The organism is Gulosibacter sp. GYB002, assembly GCF_036577665.1.
GTDB classification, from domain to species: Bacteria; Actinomycetota; Actinomycetes; order Actinomycetales; family Microbacteriaceae; genus Gulosibacter; species Gulosibacter hominis.
In genome coordinates this window covers 217,305-235,386 of the sequence record NZ_JARBDD010000008.1, presented here as the reverse complement: position 1 = coordinate 235,386, position 18,082 = coordinate 217,305, and the positions used below count along the sequence as shown (strand labels likewise).

Genomic DNA, 18,082 nt, shown 5'->3' with positions numbered 1-18,082 from the left:
CGGAGACCGTGGAGAATCAAGGCTTGTGACGAGGGGAAACCCCGCTCGTGGCAGGGTTTCCGGGTGCCAGCAGGTCAGGCGTTGCGATTGATGCGTCAGTTCTCCTTCCTGCTTGCCGGGGTGCGCCAGGCGGCGTCGCCTTCCAGGCCTGCCAGCAAGATGCGGCGTGCCTGCTTGTGTTCGGGGCCGATGAAGCCCAGGGAGAGCAGGAAGCAGCGCATCGTGTACTTGTCATTGCCCGGTGCAGGCGGCGTGGATCGGATCCGGGTTGCCTCCTGGGCGCGCTGGCAGAGCTTTGCCACAAGCGGGATCACCGCCTCGCGTGCCGTCTCCGGCGTAATCGACTCACACCACGGGAACGAGACGGTCTCGTCATCGTTGAACTGCACGGGTGTGGCCGGGATGCCCAGGGCCTTGGCGATCAGTGGCCCTTTGGCTGCCAGGAGTGCTTCGAGGTTGGCGCGAGTGCGCTCACTCCACCCGGTGGTGGGCATCGTGACCGTCAACGCCACCTCGCCCGGGTCGGCGGTTTCAAAGCCCGCCTTGTGTGCGGACTCGAGCACGGCCTGCGCCTCGATACCATCTGGCAGGTAGAGGGTCCAGTCCCGATCCAGCGTGGCGTCTGCGATTTGGTAGGCAAACGAGGGCGTGCCCAGATAGGTGGCCTCGGTGCCAAGGTGATCGGCGAGAAGCTGGGCGAGCTTTTTCCTGCCCGTTTTGTGCGGGGTGAAGGCGAGGATGCTCATGCCACGACCTCCTTCTCGAACCAGGCGGCCACCATGCTGAGGAAACGCGTCGGGTCGTATTCGATCACGCGCACCACCAGCTGGTAGCCGCGAGCTCTGGCAACCCGCAGGGTTTCCTCGGGGTCGTAGACGTTGACTCCGGCTGCGATGAGCTCGCTGATTTCGATGTGTAATTCACTCATGACCAGTCCTTTTCGCTCGGTTCCCCGGGGGTGGGGGTGCTTTCGGTCATGTACATACAGCCATACGTTTTTCCGCTTATCCAGTCGTTTTTTCCCTCATCAACGGCTCATTTTCACGCCCCTGTTTTCCCTGCATAGTGTGGGGTTTTATTCGCGGTCGCGGTCGACCTGTTTGACCAGATCCAGATACGTGTACTGAGTGTTGCCTCGCTGGCAGGTGATCCCGGCTGCGTCCCCGGTCGCCTCGGCGTAGCGGCGCAGGATCACCGAGGCGTACTTCTCGTCCAACTCCATGAGGTAGGCGATGCGGTCGGTCTGCTCGGCGGCCATCAGGGTCGAACCGCTGCCAGCGAAGGTGTCGAGGATGATTGCGTTGGCTTGGGTGGAGTTGCGGATCGGATAGGCCAGCAGGTCCAGCGGCTTGCTCGTCGGGTGGTCGGAGTTCTTACGCGGCTTGGCGAAGTTCCAGATCGTGGTCTGTTTCCGGTCAGCGAACCACTTGTGCTTGGCTCCCTGCTTCCACCCGTAGAGCACCGGTTCGTGCTGCCACTGATACGGCGAGCGTCCCAGGACAAGGGAGTCTTTGACCCAGATGCAGCAGCCGGAGAGTTTGAACCCGGCGTCGATGAAAGCCCTGCGGAAGTTCAGCCCTTCGGTGTCGGCGTGGAACACATACGCGCTGCCACCCTTGTCGAGAACACCCGCCATGTTGGTCAGCGCGGCGAGCAGGAACTCGTAGAAGGAGTCGGCCTTCATCGCATCGTTTTTGATCGTGAGCCCATCGGAGGACTCGAAGGCCACGTTGTAGGGCGGGTCGGTAAGCACCAGGTTCGCGCTCTTGCCATCCATGAGCATCGCAACATCGTCTGCGTTGGTGGCATCCCCGCAGACCAGCCGGTGCCTGCCGACAGTCCAAATGTCCCCGCGCTGGACGAACGATGCGGCCTCGAGAGCGGCGGTGAGATCAAAGCCGTCATCGGTGACCTCGTCATCATCGAGGGAACCAATCATCGCCTGGATTTCGTCATCGTCGAAGCCGGTGAGCTCGGCATCAAAGTCGGCCGCGTCCAGGTCGGCGATGAGCAGGGCCAGCTTGGAGTCATCCCAGTCGCCGCTGATCTTGTTCAATGCGACGTTCAGGGCCTTCTCACGGGTCTCGTCCAGTTCGACGACCACGCAGTCAACATCAGTGTGGCCAAGATCAGCGAGCACTTTCAGGCGCTGGTGGCCGCCGACGACGTGGCCGGTGGTGTGGTTGTAGATCACCGGCTCGACATACCCGAACTCCGCCAGCGAGCGCTTGAGCTTGTCGTATTCTGGATCTCCCGGTTTTAGGTCCTTACGCGGGTTGTAGTCGGCGGGCTTGAGCTCACTGATGGGTAGCTGCTTGATGAGCACGGCACTTCACCTCCGTCTTGAGCTTGTCGGTAAACGGCAGCGTCCATTCCCACTCGCTCACGCCATGTCCCATGTGCCCGTAGGTGGCAAGCTTCGCGTAGATGGGAGCTTTAAGGCCGAGGCGTTCGATGATCGCGGCCGGGCGCAGCGGGAAGATCGCCTGGGCGGCGTCGGTGAGCAGCCAGTCCGGGTGCTGACCGGTGCCGAAGGTGTCGATGTGGAACGCGACCGGGTCGGCCTTACCGATCGCATAGGAGATAGCGACGTGGCATTCTTCGGCCAGGCGCGCATCCACCACGGTCTTCGCGATCAGGCGCGCCATGTACGCACCCGTCCGGTCGACCTTGGAGGGGTCCTTACCCGAGAACGCGCCACCGCCGTGCGGGCCGAGCCCACCGTAGGTGTCGACCATGAGCTTGCGCCCGGTCAGCCCGGTGTCAGCGGTGGGACCACCGGTGACAAACCGTCCCGACGGGTTGACCAACACGCGCTCAGCCGTGGCACCAGGCAGATGCGCCTCGATAGCGGGAGCGACGACCAGCGTGCGCACCTCCCGTTCAAGAACACCTGTGTCTTTGTTCGCATCGTTCCGGTAGCGGGCATCATCTTCCTTGGCATGGGCCGGGCAGAATCTGGTGTCGGTCAGCTCAGGGCAGGCCGGGTGTGAGCATGGTCGCTGAGGTTTTCTCGGCACCGGGCTCACCGCCTTCCAGAAATGGTTTGACCCCCAGACGGGCTACCAAGATTCGTCTGGGGGTCGGGACCTACTTTTCAACCACTTACATCATGCGACAGGCAATCCCTGGAAGTCATACCCTGTTTGCGACACTCGTGCGCGCGAAAATTAGTCCCTGCCGTATAGGAGGCGTGCGAAACGGGCAAGGGCGCGCTGTTTCTTAGCGAAAGCACTCTTGCGTTCGACATAGAAATGCTCAGCAATCTTCACCGCTGCTTCCTCTGCGGATAGGTCATCGAGGAAGAACGTCTCCAGCACCAGCCGGTCCTCGTCACTGAGGCTCTCCCACGCCGGGTTGAACCACGCCATATACGCCTGTGCTCTGCGGTTACGGGCTTTGAGCGCGTCGAGGTTATCGAGGATGGAGCAGACCCGTGACTCACCAGCGTGGGGATCGTTGGCTCGGGGGATGCCGTCCATCCTGGGTGAGCCGGTAGAGGTGAGGGAGGCTTTGAGTTCTTCGGTGTAGCTTCCGCTTTGTTGAAGGATGACAGCCTGGGTTGCGTAGTCCTGGAGTACGCCGATGGCGGCCTTGCGGTAGTCGAAATAGTCCCAGATGGGGTGATCGTTCATGAGTGTGCCTGCTTTCCAAGAGTTGCAGCGACCGCGTTAATCAGTGCGGCCTGTGTGGTGTCTTTGTTGTTCAGTGCGGCCAGCACCGCTGTATCGAGAGTGTCCTCGGTGGCGAGGTGGATGATCGTGACGGGGTTGGCTTGTCCTTGCCGGTAGAGGCGGGCGTTGGTCTGCTGGTATAGCTCCAGGGACCAGGTCAGGGAGAACCAGACCAGGAGGTTGCCTCCATGCTGGAGGTTGAGCCCGTGACCGGCGCTGGCGGGGTGGATCAGCGCCAGTGGTATCTGGCGGTTATTCCACGCTGTGATGTCGGTACTGGTTGTCAGCTCACGTGCATAAGGGAACCGTTCGGTGATTCGCTGTAGGTCGTGTTTGAACCAGAAGGCCACGAGCAGCGGCTGGCCGTTGGCTGCCTCTACGAGGTCTTCGAGTGCGTCGAGTTTGCGGTCGTGCACTACCAGCGGCTGGCCGTCCTCGTCGTAGATCGCACCGGAGGCCAGCTGTAGTAGCTTGCCTGAGAGGGCTGCGGCGTTCGCGGCGTCGATGACCTGTCCGTCGAGGTCGAGCACCATCTCATCTCGTAACTGCTCGTAGGCTTGCTGCTCCTTGGGCTCGAGGATTACGGTGTGGGTGGTGACCGTGAGCTCTGGAAGCCTCAGATGATCTGTGGTGCGCATCGACAGTGTGATGTCACCGATCGCTTCATAGATTTCTTCCTCGGCCCCGGCGCGGGGTTTGTAGGAGAAAATCTGTTGCCCGTTGCGTTTATCTGGTTCAAACCAGCGGTTGCGGTAGTGGGTGATGAATCGGCCGAGGCGCTCACCTTCGTCGAGGAGACGGAACTGAGCCCACAAGTCCATTAGCCCGTTGGCTGCGGGGGTGCCGGTGAGCCCCACGATGCGAGACACCAGCGGCCTGACTGTTGCGAGTGCTTTGAACCGTTGGGCTCGATGGTTCTTGAACGAGCTCAGCTCGTCGATCACCACCATGTCGAACGGCCAGGACTTGCCAAGGTGGTTCACCAGCCAGGGGATGTTCTCCCGGTTGATGACGGTCACCATCGCCTCGGCGGCAAGCGCATCCACCCGCTGGGGCTTGGATCCCACGGCGACTGCGACGGTGAGTCCTGCCAGGTGGTCCCATTTGGCGGCCTCGGCTGGCCAGGTGTCTCTCGCGACCCGTAGTGGGGCGATGATGAGGACCCTGCGGGCTTGGTAGGAGTCCAGCAGCAGGTTCCAGATCGCGGTCAGGGTGATGACGGTTTTGCCTAGCCCCATACCGAGCAGAATCGCTGCCTGCGGGTGATCTTCAACGAACCTGGTGGCCAGTCGTTGGTAGCTATGCGGTTCGTAGTGCATCGGCCACCTCCTGAGCTTTGTCGAGGGAGTCAACGATTTCGACGCTGATGCCGTGGTTGCGTAGCTGCTGGATGCGGCGTCGCTGGATCGGGCGTGGGAGGCGTCCGGGTGCTTTGAGCTCGACGAAGATGACTCGTCCACGGTTGATACAGACGCGGTCTGGTACTCCTGCTGTGCCGGGGCTGGTGAACTTCCAGCACAGGCCACCTATCGCATCAACGGCCTGCTTCAAATGCTGTTCGATGTTTCGTTCGTTCATGGGTTACACGTCCTTGGCGTTGTGCCTGGGGTGCAACCTGGTGCAGGGTCGTTTTGGACTTTTCTATAGGGCTAGTTTTTATGCCCTATAGAAAACTCACATATGGGTCTGCACCAGGCTGCACCCAGCGCTATTACTGCTGGTCAAACTCGTTTTTCAGTTGGAGGCCAAACACTCTGATCCCGGACTTCATCTTTTTACGGACGAAGCCGTGGTGTTCAACGGTGGCGTTGAAATCGACCATGGGGCGAGCCCACCCGGATGTCGACATCGCCCACGCCCGGTAGGTCTGGTAGAGGTCCCCGGCTCGCTCAGATGCGGCCGGGTCGATATCGCAATGGGCGTCAAGAAACTGGGCGAACCAGTTGTTTTCTTCTCGATACGCTGCTGATGCCGCTGTGACACGGGCTGGTTGCTTGAGCCGGTAGTTCTCGGTGTGGATGAGGCGCGCGCCTTCCATGATCCAGGTAAGGATCGCTCCGCCTGCCTCCTTGTAGAGGTGGTCGGCATAGTTCTTCACATCCGAGGAACTTTCGATTTTGGCTTCGAAGGGGATGACGATGAGTCTGCGCCAGATGCCTGCATCCATCGCACCCACACGGGGCAGGTGGTTTGTGTAGAGGATGAGGGTGTGAGAGGGCGTGAAGGCGAAGGGTGCCTTGTATTTCTTCTCCGCATAAATCTGGTCGGTGGAGGCCAGCTGTTTGACTACGGAGGTGGACATGCGCACGCCTTCTTCGGACTCGGCGGAGATGATCAGCCTTTTGCCTTTGGCTTCAGCGAGTTCGGGTTTGACGTTGCGCATCCCACCGATCGTGAGCACATCAGCACTCATGTTCCCGGCATAGCTACCCAGCACGCGGGCGATGGTGTTCCAGAAAGTTGATTTACCGTTACGTCCATCCCCATAAGCGATGACCAGTGCCTCGACGAGCACTTGCCCGATCGCCGCGAGTCCGACGATGCGCTGCACATAATCAATCAGTTCGTGGTCGCCTTGGAAGAACACCGCCAGTGCTTCCTCCCACAAGTCCGCACCGTCCTCGTTGGGGTTGAGGCTGGTTTGCTTCGTCAGCAGATCGGCAGGGTCGTGGTCTCGTTTACTGGCCGGGCCGACCCGAAGGTCGTAGGTGGCAGATGGCGTATTGAGCAGGTAGGGGTCGGCATCTAGCTGCTCAGGGGTGGTGAGCAGCATGGGTCGGGCCTCTTTCAGACAGTTGCTGATCCCGCGTGATTCTCGACGCTTGAGCGCATAGGACGCATAGGTTTTCGCATCCTCGAAGGCAGCGAACGCCTCACGCTGGGCCGGGGAGAACATGGCCTGGGCTTTCGCCTTCGACATCGACGCCAACAACATGGCAGCGCCCGTGGCGGCGAGCTGGTCTTTGGCGTCCTCGAGCAGCTCCTTGGCTTCGGTGAGTTGCCGTTCGGTGAGTTCTTGTGCGACGGCTTGGGCTGCTGGCGCGGATTCGTACCAGACCCCGTCGTAATAGACGAGCCAGTCGGTGGCTTCGGAGTATCGGAGCGTGTCCGGGTAGACCTGACATAGTGCCTGGGCTTGCCCGACATCGGAATAGTCGGTGGGGCGAACGGACTCTAGGCTCGCCTCATAGTCCTCTGGCGGCACATAGCCTGGCGTGTTCTCGACCGTTTTGGCGAAGCGTGTGGCAGACCGCCAGATCGCCTCCACCTCCGCCTCGGGCAGCGGCGGGTTACAGCGGGCGGCTTTCCGGTCAAATAGGGCCCGTGCCTCAGCAGTTCGGCCCAGCCGGATGAGCAGCCTGCCAGCAAACCTCGACAAGGTGGCGTTGCGGGAGCCTTCCTCGATGGACTGGGTGGCTTCATCCCACTGCGCAAACAGGTCCTCATCGACTGCTTGTTCAATCCAGGTGTCGATATTCTGTGCGCCATCGACCGCAGTGACTTCAGGCGTATCGTGGCCGTAGATGAACCGGCCCGCATCCACTGCGTTGGGGTCGAAGAACCCGAACTGGGCAGCTACGTGTCTCTTCAACCTCGCATATTCGTTCGCGTCCTGGATTGGGGTGATCGGGAAGTAGGCGTGGAAGCGCGGCCTGGCTGACTGGGCGCCCTTTGCTTTGAGGTGATTTCGGCTGGTGGCGGTCATCAACGCCACCCCCGGTAACTGCTCAGCCAGTGTCGCTGGGGTGATCCACTCTGATGGGTCATCGGTGTGTGAGTTGTCGACGTCCAGGACGAGACAGTTCGACGTCACGAAGCTTGCTGCTGACCGCCTGCCTTCTACGTATTGGGCGGCTACATGATCCAGGCGAGCTACTGCTTGAAGTTCATCCGCCGTAGCGACGGTGTGTTGGTTTGGGTAGTGGGCGTTGTTGTGTTGGCCAGCCACGGTGGCGGTGTACATGGTCATGGGGTTCACAGGGCAACCTCCTCAAAGTCAGCGTCGAAATATTTGATCGGCATCTCGAGGTGGTGGGCCCACTCGATCTCTACGCGCATCCCTGCCGAGACACGGGCCGTATACACCCAAATCGCTTCACATTTAGAGAGCAAGACTCGGTTGAAGAACATCGCGAGTTCACGCTCGTCTGGGTTGGTGTCGTCCATGAACTGCGGGAACAACAAGTGCGGGGCGAGTGGAATGCTGCACCGGGTGACTGCGTGGGCGCAGAACGCCCTGGCCAGTTCCACGTTTGTTTCCACGTCCCCGGAATATGGGGAGCAGATATAGACCAAGGGCCGGTACCCGTAGTAGGCGCGTTGCAGCTTCTTCATCGCCTTAAATGCGGTCGGGTCCGGGTAGCCTTTATCGTTACGGGGTGAAAATCCCAGACCTACATCAGTAAGCGCCGTGTTCATACCGCATCGCCGTCTCGTTCGATGACCGGGAGCACACCGAGCTGGTTTTTCAGCAGGTCGTAAATGAACAAGCGGCCCTTCTGCGTCCAATACATGTGGGTGCGGGTCTTACCGGCCTCGTATTCGTGGGTCTTGGACTGCGTGTAGCCCTGCTCAGCGAACTGCGCGTAGAGGAACCAACGTCCGGACTGCCTGAACTGGACCCCAGCCTCGTGGAGTAGAGCATTCAGTTTCTTCGCTGAGAGCCCATAGTCTTTAGCGATCTCAGTGGTGCTTAGCAGCGAATCCGACTGCAGCACCACGTCGTAGTAGGACACTTTCGGAGCGGCCTCTAGCAGGGCTTGCTCGGCTGCCAGCCGCTTGGCTCGCTCGGAGCGAAGCTGGGTGATGGCACGTTCGAGGAACTCATCGTTGCTCAGAAGTTCGTCGATGGCGTAGACGCCGTGGCGGCGGATGGTAGGCAGCACCTCGTCGAATACCCACGACTCGAACGCCTGTGCAGAAGCCAGCTTCGAGGATGCGATCAACCGGTACATGTCACCTTCGGTGATGAACCGGGCTTCTTGAGTGCGGCCGAGTGCATCGGTGATGGGGTGGTGAAACGCCACCCCACGTCCGTGTTGCTTGATGGCGTTGAGAGGGTCTTTGTAGCCCAGCGCGGTAGCGATGTCCCGGCCGCAGAAGTAGATCTTTCCGTCAGATTCGACGGTTCGGATAGTCCCGAAGGCATCGTTGGTGAATGCCTGTAAAGCGGTGGTAGCCATGACTGGCTCCTGTTCTGAGAGCCAGGTCGAGGGTTGTCCCACCGGTCACGGGTGTGGCCAGTTTCGTGCTCTCAGGCATACGCCGATGAACACAGGTGAAACCGGACAATTGCTTCACGCTCGTTTCATGTTGATGCTTCAGTCCTTCATGTAGAAGTCGCACACATACCCATCCGCTGACAGTGGAAGCCCCTCAGCCCAATCGGGTGTGGTGGCCATGAGTGCACAGATCTCCTCCACGGTGGCGGTGGTGGTTTCTACGACGATTTCGTCATGGACATGCATCACGATCCTGTGCCCAGCCTGCGCAACTTGGTGCATGCCGTAGGTGAGCAGGTCGCGGGCGACAGCTTGGACGATATTCTCGGTGAGTTTGCCGCCGTAGGTCTCGAGCTGCCCCCATTTGCGTCCGGTGCTGATGCCTTCGTGGACGATCGAGGTTCCTCCGAATCGGTTCTCACCGAGTCGTGGTTTCACATAAGCCAGCCGACGCCCTGACGGGAGCTGGATGAACATGATCCCGGCCTCGACCGTGAAGGCCAGCGGACCAACCTGGGAGGGTTGGCGGGTGGCGATGGTTTCAATGGCGGCAGCATTAATGTCAGCCCACAACTGCACCACGCTGGGGTTGGCTGCCCGCCACGCATCGACCAGCGGCTGCAGTTCAGATTCAGTCAGGCCCATCCGCAGCGCCCCCATGGCTTTGAGCGCACCGACACCGCCTTGATAGCCACAGGCGAGCACCGCGATCTTGCCCTTCTGACGTAACTCGGCGTTGGCTCCGTGCTTGTCGACGGGGACTCCGAACATGCGGCTCGCGGTCTCGCAGTACAAATCCTTCCCGTCTCGGAACGCGTGAAGCGTGGTGGTTTCTCCTGCAAGCCAGGCGATGACCCGCGCCTCGATTGCAGAGAAGTCGGCCACCACGAACCGGTGACCGTCGGCGGGGATGAAAGCGGTACGGATCAGCTGGCTGAGGGTGTCGGGCACAGAGTCGTAGAGCAATTCGACCGCTTCAAAGTCCCCGGTCCGCACGAGGCTTCTGGCCTCGGCCAGGTCTGGTAGGTAGTTGCGGGGCAGGTTCTGGACTTGGACGAGGCGGCCCGCGAAACGCCCGGTGCGCCCTGCCCCGTAGAACTGGAGGAAACCCCGCCCGCGCCCATCACGACCTGCCACATGCTGCATCGCCTCGTACTTCTTCACCGACGACTTCGCGAGCTCACCGCGCAGCTGGAGGACTTCACGCACCTCACCAGTGGCGGTGTCGAGCGCGGCGGAGACTTCGTCTTTCGTCAGTGACTGCAGAGGCGTGCCATGGGCGGCGAGCCACTCTTTCAGCTGGATCGGCGAGTTCGGGTTCTCCAGCCCGGTGAGTTCTTGAGCGCGGGCCAGCGTGGTGGCGCGGTGCTGCCGGTCGCACGCCACCGCGTGATCCACGAGAACCTGGTCGAGCCGGATGCCGGTGTCGTTGACTGTCTGGTCCAGGGCGTAGGTGTTCCATTCGGACGCTGGGAGCGGGAAGTCGGCCAGCCGGTCATGGATCGCAAGCTCCACCTCGACGTCGCGCCGGTTGTAGGAGATGAACTGCTCCCACCCGTCCGGGTCAGATGCAGGCGGGTTACGCATCCCACCCTGGTTGCACACGCTCGGTGTGGCCGGGGTACAGAACTGGCGGATGAGCTTCTTACCCGCTCTGTCTTTACGCACCGGCAGATCAAGGACAGTGGCGACCTGCTCCAGACTGATCGGCAGGCCGAGGTACGCGCTCCAGACCATGGTGCAGCGCCACTGGGCAGGATCCAGGAGCCTGCGGCCCGCCATGAGCTCTGGATGCTGTCTGGCCAGCCAGGCTGAGAGGCAGATGCGCTCGAACGCGGCGTTGAACGCCCACTTCACTACGTGCGGGTCGACGAGTGCGGCCAGCACCTTATCGGGCAGCTGGTCTCCGTTGGCGAGATCGACGACCTCGACCGGGCCGCCGTCGATCGAGTAGCCGAACAGGAGGAGCTCGAAGTCGTCGTGGTCGGCGTAGGGGTACACCCCGGATTTCGCCAGGTTCACTGGCGAGAAGGTCTCGATGTCAATGAAGAGTTCACGCATGCGCGACAGCTCCTAGAAAACAATGGGTGCTGGGAGGACGCCACACCCCAGAAGTGGGCGTGGTGTCCTCCCAGCATGGGTGAGGGGTTAGTGGTCGTGGTTAGCGCGGTACTTTTCGAGCTCGGCCTCGGTGTCAGTCATGAGCTTGTCGATGCGTTTGCGATCCTGGCGGATAGCCCGCCGTTCGGCAATCACATAGGCGATCTTTATGACGATGAGACCGAGGACAGCGCCAATGAGCAGTGCCACGAGAGTGGTGGTGTTTGCTGACAGCGCTGCTGAATAACACTCGTTCATGATGCTTCTCCGTTTCCCTAGTTGAGGAAGTCGTCCGAGGCTTCTGCGAAGCCTCCGAAGTCGGCCTCGGCGCTGATGCGGTTGCCGCCGAGTGGTTCGCCGTCGCGGAGCTTTTGGATGTTGCCCAGCCCGCAGGCGATGCCCTTGTTGCCGTTCGTGTTGAACGCGTAGAAGCTGATGCTCACTCGTGCGTAGCAGCCCGAGTAGACCTCGCTGGCGTCCAGGATGGGCTGCAGGTCAGTACCCACGACCTGTGGCGGGGTGGTCGAGTTGGCGTTGACGAACATCGCGTTCGCATACGCCGCATCGTCACGATCAATATCGCCGTCACGCAGCGGGAGCTTCAAGGCGGCCTTGTTCGGGCGCTTGCCACCGAACTTTCCAATCCCGGCATCAATCGCCGCGTCGATGGCGCGTTCGATCTTGGCCAGGGTCTCAGTGTCGGACTTCGGGATGATCAGGGACACGGAGTACTTGGGTTTGCCGCCCTGGATGGACTTCGCCTCGAAAATGTTGGCGTAGGACAGGCGAACTTCGCCGGTGACCACACGGGTCGGATTCTGCATAGACATTCTTGTCTTACCTTTCTGTGTTTACTTGGTTGAAATTGATGTGAATTCATCTGTTGCCGACTGGATCTCCAGTGCGGGCCTCTTATCGGATTCGGGCACCAGCGTGGGCTTACCAGCGGGTTTGACCACCAGGTCCCCGAGGAGATCGGAAAAGCGCTTCTTGCCCAGTTGCTTCTCCAGCGCGGTGATGGTCTTGAGCTTGCGATCCCACACATCGACACCGGCTGCCTCAGCTGTCTTTGCGACAGCGGACTCGTCTACGTATTTGCGGATCGAGCGGCCTTCGACGAGCTTGAACCCGGGCCAGGTCTTGCCTTGGTTTACCGCCAGCGACAGCGCGTGCGCTTCCACATCGGCAGCCCACGCCTTCAGGTCCGGCAGCTGAGCCAACACCTGTGCGATCTCGGCATCGGTGAGCTCGGCAGGGGGTGCGAACTCATGCTTGGCAAGCGCAAGGTTCGCCTCAGCGCGCGTCCGGCAAGTGGGTGCAAGCTTGCAGAACCGGCACCACTCACCAGGCGCGAACTCGCCATCCCCACTGGCTGCCAGCGCCGCACGGGGTTTCACGACCTGTTCTGCCCAGGTCTCCAGCTCAGTGACGGGGATCGTCCAGGTTGAGACGTTCGAGCGCCGGGGCTGGTAGATCGTCACCGCCACGGTCTCGATGTCATACAGGTCCCCGAAGGCGTGTAGCGCGCCGAGGGCATAGAGCATCAACTGCGGGTTGTGCTCGGCTTCGACCATGACCCCCTGGCCGTACTTCAAATCGATGATCTGAAGCGTGGGCTCAGCGATGATGACGCAGTCGCCGGTGCCGAACCCGCCCGGCACCACGTGGGAGAAATCCAGGCGCTGCTCGATGAGCACCTGCGGATCAGCACACGCCTGCCGCACATCACGCAGCCGCTCCTGAACGAAGGCCACGTAATCGTCAGTCAGGGTCTCCATCTCCGCGTCATGCCAGCTCGAGACCGGCTTTGTAGTCGGTGCGTCATGGAGTGCTCGGCGCAGCTTCCACTCCGCGAGTTCATGAGCTGCGGTTCCTTGCTCGGCAGCGGACGAGGAGGACTCCGGCAGCCCGGCCTCCAATGTTGCTGACGGTGGGCAGGCCAACCAGCGGTGCGCTCCCGAGGCGCTGAGCAGTGCGTGCTGGTCAGGCATCAGCGATCGCCTCCACCCGCTCCAGCAACCACCCGTACTTGGCCGGGTCAATCTCGGAGAGTTTGTTCGCGCCAGCTGCCTGGATCAGCTCACGCACCTGCGCGGTATGACCTGCCTGTGACAGGCGCGCTAGCACCGTGCGGACCTGCTCCAACGTCACCCGCACAACCTCCGGGACCGGGGCCGGGGCAGGTTCCGGGGCTGGCGGCTGGTGAGCCGCTACGTACTCTTCGGCTGCAGCTTCCAGTGCTGGCTGGGCGAGCTGGGCTGCGGCGATCGGGCGAGCCCCCGACATACCAGGGTGATCCTCGAACGATTCCCACGCGGCCTCTTCGATCGCAGAGGCCAGCATCGTGACCCCCTCCGCGATCCGGTTCAGCGCCGGGATGTAGCGGTTCGCTTCGGTGACGTTCACGCGGCATCACCACCACTCTGGGTAACGCCGACGGCACGGGCCAGCGCCATGAGATCGTCGTCTGGGCGGATGATTTCTACTGAGCGGACCTGGTTGCCCGGCACGAGAACGGTGAGCTGCTGGGGGTTGCCGAGCAGCTTGCGGGCGATCCTGCTTCGGATGCTGACCTTGCGGGTAGAGACCGCAGCGTCAGGTTCGGGCTGGTCAGTCAACGTGACCTTGAGGCGATGATTGGACATCGTTTCCTCCTTGTGAATCAGATGAGCGTCGGTTTGTGCTGGCCTTCATGTGGGCCGGGCACTCATACGCCCCCGACGGGAGCTAGATCCGGACATTCCTGCTCGATGAATTCGCGAAGCTTTTTCAGAGCCCGCTTGACCGAGCGCCCGATGCTGTTCGCTCGCTTGGCCACGTCGGCTTCGCCTGCACCGGGCAGCTCCTCACGCGCGATCTCGACGAAGGAGAGCCCTTCAAACACGTGCAGGCGGATGTGCTCGGCTTGCTTGGTGCTGACCTGAGACAGCAGCCAATCGACAACCAGCTCACTGTCGATCTGGTCTTCATGAACCAAGACGTTCAGATACTGGGGTCCGTCGTGGACCTCGACTTCCCAGTCGCTATAGGAGAGGTCGCCACGGTTTCGAGCGTTCTCAACGGCACGAAAACTGCGGTAGGCAGTGCGCAGATATGCGACTTTCCACTCCGGCACGTACGTCGGGTCGTAGAGCAAGGAGAGAACCTCATCGGCACTCAGGCCAAGTTTCTCGTCGCCAACGGGTGGGTCGACGAGCTCGATCCACGCATAGTTCTGGGTGCCGTCCTTCGAGATGGTCGAAGGCACGTAGATCTGGGTGTAGACCTTGCCGCTGACCTTCTTGGTCCGCACGGAGTACGGCTCGCTAGTCCTTCTATTTGGTTGTGTTGTCAAGGGAATCCCTCCTGAGGAGGGAGACCCGCTTAAGTAAGCAAGCTCGGTGTCGAAGGTTCAGAAGAGATGGGCAGAGAAACGAGAAGGCAGGTACCCGTAGGTCGGGTACCTGCCACTTGCTTCTCTTACGCGTCTCCCTGGTGGTCGACGGCCTTGTGTGATCAGCACGCGGCACTTGTAGGTCACGGAACCGTCGTGGCCACTCAGGTCCCGCAGCCGTCTAGATCACTCACAGAGCGTCCTAGACTCCTTCGAAGGACATCAGCGGTAGACTTAAGATCACGATCTCTAGGTACTCAGCGGACGCCTCCGGAAGTACTTCGAGACTAAAAATCGGGCGAGAAAAAGTCCTTGCCCCGGTTTTGGTGCTGTTTTGGTCCTCTTTTTCCGAGGGAGGTTTTTGATGAGCCAGCTGTGCTTCGCGACCTTTGCGCGCGCCCTGCAAAAGGTGCTCATCCAGCCAGCAGCGAGTTACACCACTCCGACCAGGCAGGGAGCCAAGAAGCCGTCGACGGCGCGACCAAAGATGACCTCAACCGACGCCTACGTCGTAGAGGTGCTCTTGCGCTGGATTCAGGACTTCGCTCCAGTTGCCGACAGGGATGGATTCGACGTGTGGCGCACGCCCAAGACTGTAAGTGGGCTACTCAAGCAGGACGTCGAGCTGCACACCGGCTTCGGGCCCGTTCTGAAGCAACCGGGACTACGTGGGGCTGCACGTGAAGCGTTCGGCAAGATCGCCCAAGATATTGCGCCCATGCGCGAGAGCGACTTCAAAGCCGAGCTGATCGAACTGATCAAAGATGATCCCGAAGTCAGTGCCGACGCCGCAGAAGACCTGCTGTACACCGCAGACCAGGATGACGTGTCTTTTTATGCCGACACGTTCCTATCTGCCATTTCGAGAACGAACAAGAAGCGAGCCAACAATGGCGTAACCGAAGCGGATGTCGTGCTTGCAGCCCGCAATGGAGACTTGTGTCCTGTCTGCCGCAAAGAGCGACTAGTCAAAACTGTCAAAGGCGAACGGCGACCATTCTTCGAGATTGTCTCTTTCACCATTGGCGACGGCAGCGCTGAGACCGACCGGGAAGCGGTGTGTGTCAAGTGCGCCAAACAGGTCTCCACCAATGACACGTTGCTTGAAGTGTCTGATGTCGTAAACAAGCTCCGAGACATTCGAAATCGTAGGATTGCTGCAACAGCACTTCAGGACACCGCGCTCGATTCGCAACTCCACCCAGCGATCGCCTCTGTCATCGAAACGCTTGGGGAACGCATCGTCACCGGAGTCATCCCGGAGCTAACGTTGGACGCGGTGCGAGTCGCTGAAAAGGTCAGGCCCGAGTATTTTGAGCTCGCCGAGCGGATCAAGATTCATGTCTTGAAGTGGTATCGCATCATCGAGCAAGAGTTCCGCTCTCTCGAGGGCGTCAGAGGTCGCAGCAGATTCGACGCGATCGCCGGGCAAGTCGCCGACTTTTACGACCAGGCGTCCCAGCACACTGACGACCAGCAGGCGATATTCGATCAAGTTGCTGATTGGATCCACACCAACTCCGACTCTGTGAACCTCAGCGCGTCGGTCATCGTGACGTGCTTCTTCGTTCAAAACTGTGAGGTGTTCGATGCGATTGCCTAGCAAGGTCACCCCCTACTCGCAGTCCACACTGAGCCAGTTTCCACCGATCCTGACGCATCTGTCCGATCAGGATCTCAGTCCCGCTGCCTTATACAAGAAGGTCAAATCAAAGTTTGCCGACGTGGACGAGTTCGTCGACACGTTGGACTGTTTATTCGCACTCGGCCAGATCGAGCCGCTCTACCCGGAGGAGGTGCTCCACTATGTTGGTCGAGTTTGACAGTGACGCGTTCTTTCACGACAAACAACGCCCCGGCCCGCTGCGCTTAAAAGAAGGACTCAACACGGTTCTCGGCACGGAAAACACTGAAAACTCAATCGGAAAGTCCACCACGCTGCTGGCCATCGACTTCTGCTTCGGCGGTTCTGACTACATCGACAAAGCCAAGGATGTCGTCAAGAACATTGGGCATCACGAGATTCGCTTCGCGTTCCTTCTCGGAGGCGAGACGCACTACTTCCGGCGAGCCACTGACACCCCCAACGCGGTTACCTTGTGCGACAAGGAATACCGAGCACTGCGCACCATGACGCTTGAGGACTTCAAGGGCTTTGTCGGCACCCAGTATGGACTTCAAGAAACTGGCATCACGCTCCGTCAAGCAGTCAGCAACTTCTTCCGCATCTGGCAACGGAAGAACTCCGATGTCGACCACCCGCTTCTTGCGTACCCGCGAGACACCCAGGCTGACGGCGTCAAGCGTCTCCTGAAGCTGTTTGATGAGTACACCAAGCTTCAAGGCTTCATGGCTGCTAAGGAAGAGGCTGTTCGAGAGCTTGATCTGTTCAATGCCGCCGGGCGCTACTACGACTTCCCCCGAGCAAGGAACGTCACCGAGGTCAAAAACAACACCCAGCGAATCGAAGACCTCGAGACCGAACGCGACCAAGCAGGACTCCGCGCAGGATTGACTGCAAAGGATTACACCTCAGCTCAACAGGCAGCCATCAACGAGGTGCAGGCAGAACGCGAGCCCTTGCTGCGGCGCTTCAACCAGATCGGTCGACAGATCAACTCCATGCGACAGGCAAAGGGGATCTCATCTGAGGTCAACCTGACCAAGAAGTTCGATTCCTTGCGCGAGTTCTTCCCAGGGGCAAATATCGAACACATCGAGAGCATCGAGCATTTCCACCGCAGTATCCGTCAGGTTCTGGACTCCGAATTCAAAGCAGAAACCAAGCAGTTGGAAGAAGAACGTGGGCGAATTCAGCAGCGTCTTGACCAACTCAGCGCCCGCCTCGAGGATCTCTCCGTCGCGCCCACGGCAACGCAGGCCGATATCCGTGCCTACAGTGAACTCGATCGCCAGATCAGATCACTGCGCAACGCCAACAAGGCTTTCCATGACGAGCAGCGACTCAGGGAAGCCAAGAAGCAAGCTTCCGAAGCGCTCGACGAAGCATCCGAATCGATCCTGAAAGACATCGAATACAAGCTCAACGGAGCGATGCAGCGCCTAGATGGGGAAATCACCCGCGAGGAACGAACCCCACCAAGCATCCAGATCCCAGCGATCGACAAATACTCCTACGAGATCGAGAACGACTCAGGAACGGGCTCTACCCAACGCGGCCTGATTTCATTCGATCTAGCAATGCTGGAAACCACGCTTCTCCCTGCAGTCGCCCACGATTCGATGCTCGTCCAACCAATCGAAGACCAAGCCTTCGACGGAATCGCGCAGGTGTATGCACGTCAGAGAAAACAGGTTTTCCTCGCGATCGACAAAATCAGCCGCTACTCGGAGGAAACCCGACAGATCTTGACTAAGTCAGCATTCATCCATCTTGAACCCGGACGAGAGCTGTTTGGCCGGTCGTGGAGCAAAAAGAAAAAGAGGAAGGCTAACGACAGTGAGTAAACGAATAGAGTTCGACCTCCAAGTCAAAGCCTCCTACAAACCCTTGTGGAAGCTGCTGGTAGACAAGGAGAAGCTCAAGCAAGACCTGCGCGAGGAAGCCAAACTGTCGTCCACCACGATGGCCAGGCTCAACAACGGCGACAACGTCACCACCGACGTGCTCCTACGCATCTGCCAGGTCCTCAACTGCCAGATCGGCGACATTGTCACAATCATCCCTAAAGAAGAAGCTTAAAGGAACCTGC

21 protein-coding genes are annotated in these 18,082 nt (G+C 60.0%); 4 read left to right on the top strand and 17 right to left on the bottom strand.

Annotation, left to right across the window (positions count from 1 at the left end):
- Positions 1 to 95: 95 nt before the first annotated feature.
- From PV375_RS05485 to PV375_RS05405, 17 genes are all read right to left on the bottom strand, one after another.
- Complete coding sequence (locus PV375_RS05485; RefSeq protein ID WP_014320309.1) at positions 96 to 746, bottom strand: hypothetical protein; 651 nt, start codon at positions 744 to 746, stop codon at positions 96 to 98.
- The gene (locus PV375_RS05480; protein ID WP_034375438.1) at positions 743 to 928 is read right to left on the bottom strand and encodes a hypothetical protein; all 186 of its coding nucleotides are present in this window, start codon (positions 926 to 928) and stop codon (positions 743 to 745) included. Before PV375_RS05480 ends, PV375_RS05485 begins: the two co-directional genes overlap by 4 nt.
- Before the next feature lie 147 nt (positions 929 to 1,075).
- Complete coding sequence (locus PV375_RS05475; RefSeq protein WP_332106464.1) at positions 1,076 to 2,326, bottom strand: site-specific DNA-methyltransferase; 1,251 nt, start codon at positions 2,324 to 2,326, stop codon at positions 1,076 to 1,078.
- On the bottom strand, positions 2,298 to 2,876 hold the full coding sequence (locus tag PV375_RS05470; RefSeq protein WP_332106463.1) for a methionine adenosyltransferase domain-containing protein: 579 nt from the start codon (positions 2,874 to 2,876) through the stop codon (positions 2,298 to 2,300). Before PV375_RS05470 ends, PV375_RS05475 begins: the two co-directional genes overlap by 29 nt.
- Before the next feature lie 294 nt (positions 2,877 to 3,170).
- Positions 3,171 to 3,635 (bottom strand): hypothetical protein, encoded by a 465-nt coding sequence (locus PV375_RS05465; protein WP_332106462.1) that lies wholly within the window; start codon positions 3,633 to 3,635, stop codon positions 3,171 to 3,173.
- Positions 3,632 to 4,993, bottom strand: a complete 1,362-nt coding sequence (locus tag PV375_RS05460) for a DEAD/DEAH box helicase (protein ID WP_332106461.1) — start codon at positions 4,991 to 4,993, stop codon at positions 3,632 to 3,634. Before PV375_RS05460 ends, PV375_RS05465 begins: the two co-directional genes overlap by 4 nt.
- On the bottom strand, positions 4,974 to 5,252 hold the full coding sequence (locus PV375_RS05455; protein WP_332106460.1) for a VRR-NUC domain-containing protein: 279 nt from the start codon (positions 5,250 to 5,252) through the stop codon (positions 4,974 to 4,976). Before PV375_RS05455 ends, PV375_RS05460 begins: the two co-directional genes overlap by 20 nt.
- 133 nt (positions 5,253 to 5,385) lie before the next feature.
- Entirely contained in the window at positions 5,386 to 7,644 is a 2,259-nt protein-coding gene (locus PV375_RS05450; protein WP_332106496.1) for a phage/plasmid primase, P4 family, read from the bottom strand.
- A 5-nt stretch (positions 7,645 to 7,649) separates the two neighbouring features.
- Positions 7,650 to 8,093 (bottom strand): DUF7768 domain-containing protein, encoded by a 444-nt coding sequence (locus PV375_RS05445; protein ID WP_332106459.1) that lies wholly within the window; start codon positions 8,091 to 8,093, stop codon positions 7,650 to 7,652.
- On the bottom strand, positions 8,090 to 8,857 hold the full coding sequence (locus tag PV375_RS05440; RefSeq protein ID WP_332106458.1) for a phage antirepressor: 768 nt from the start codon (positions 8,855 to 8,857) through the stop codon (positions 8,090 to 8,092). The genes PV375_RS05445 and PV375_RS05440 overlap by 4 nt, the downstream gene beginning before the upstream one ends.
- Positions 8,858 to 8,995: 138 nt before the next feature.
- Positions 8,996 to 10,957, bottom strand: coding sequence for a DNA polymerase (locus PV375_RS05435; protein ID WP_332106457.1), 1,962 nt, complete (start codon positions 10,955 to 10,957; stop codon positions 8,996 to 8,998).
- An 87-nt stretch (positions 10,958 to 11,044) separates the two neighbouring features.
- Positions 11,045 to 11,254 (bottom strand): LapA family protein, encoded by a 210-nt coding sequence (locus tag PV375_RS05430; RefSeq protein ID WP_311497480.1) that lies wholly within the window; start codon positions 11,252 to 11,254, stop codon positions 11,045 to 11,047.
- A gap of 17 nt (positions 11,255 to 11,271) precedes the next feature.
- The gene (locus PV375_RS05425) at positions 11,272 to 11,826 is read right to left on the bottom strand and encodes a DUF2815 family protein (RefSeq protein ID WP_274732696.1); all 555 of its coding nucleotides are present in this window, start codon (positions 11,824 to 11,826) and stop codon (positions 11,272 to 11,274) included.
- Positions 11,827 to 11,847: 21 nt separating this feature from the next.
- The gene (locus PV375_RS05420) at positions 11,848 to 12,987 is read right to left on the bottom strand and encodes a DUF2800 domain-containing protein (protein WP_274732694.1); all 1,140 of its coding nucleotides are present in this window, start codon (positions 12,985 to 12,987) and stop codon (positions 11,848 to 11,850) included.
- Complete coding sequence (locus PV375_RS05415; RefSeq protein ID WP_332106456.1) at positions 12,980 to 13,402, bottom strand: hypothetical protein; 423 nt, start codon at positions 13,400 to 13,402, stop codon at positions 12,980 to 12,982. The genes PV375_RS05420 and PV375_RS05415 overlap by 8 nt, the downstream gene beginning before the upstream one ends.
- Positions 13,399 to 13,641: a hypothetical protein gene (locus tag PV375_RS05410; protein WP_005295507.1), complete on the bottom strand. Its 243-nt coding sequence runs from the start codon at positions 13,639 to 13,641 to the stop codon at positions 13,399 to 13,401. Before PV375_RS05410 ends, PV375_RS05415 begins: the two co-directional genes overlap by 4 nt.
- Positions 13,642 to 13,703: 62 nt before the next feature.
- The gene (locus PV375_RS05405; protein WP_005295504.1) at positions 13,704 to 14,288 is read right to left on the bottom strand and encodes a hypothetical protein; all 585 of its coding nucleotides are present in this window, start codon (positions 14,286 to 14,288) and stop codon (positions 13,704 to 13,706) included.
- Between the two features lie 445 nt (positions 14,289 to 14,733).
- On the opposite strand from PV375_RS05405, the gene PV375_RS05400 reads away from it, so the two are divergent.
- From PV375_RS05400 to PV375_RS05385, 4 genes are read left to right on the top strand one after another with little or no spacing between them, the layout of a single operon-like run.
- Positions 14,734 to 15,972, top strand: a complete 1,239-nt coding sequence (locus tag PV375_RS05400) for an ABC-three component system protein (RefSeq protein ID WP_005295500.1) — start codon at positions 14,734 to 14,736, stop codon at positions 15,970 to 15,972.
- Positions 15,959 to 16,192: an ABC-three component system middle component 7 gene (locus tag PV375_RS05395; protein ID WP_042379415.1), complete on the top strand. Its 234-nt coding sequence runs from the start codon at positions 15,959 to 15,961 to the stop codon at positions 16,190 to 16,192. The genes PV375_RS05400 and PV375_RS05395 overlap by 14 nt, the downstream gene beginning before the upstream one ends.
- Entirely contained in the window at positions 16,176 to 17,837 is a 1,662-nt protein-coding gene (locus tag PV375_RS05390; RefSeq protein WP_005295496.1) for a DUF2326 domain-containing protein, read from the top strand. The genes PV375_RS05395 and PV375_RS05390 overlap by 17 nt, the downstream gene beginning before the upstream one ends.
- A complete protein-coding gene (locus tag PV375_RS05385; protein ID WP_005295494.1) occupies positions 17,830 to 18,072 on the top strand; it encodes a helix-turn-helix domain-containing protein in 243 nt (80 codons plus the stop codon). Before PV375_RS05390 ends, PV375_RS05385 begins: the two co-directional genes overlap by 8 nt.
- The last annotated feature ends 10 nt before the right edge of the window (positions 18,073 to 18,082 follow it).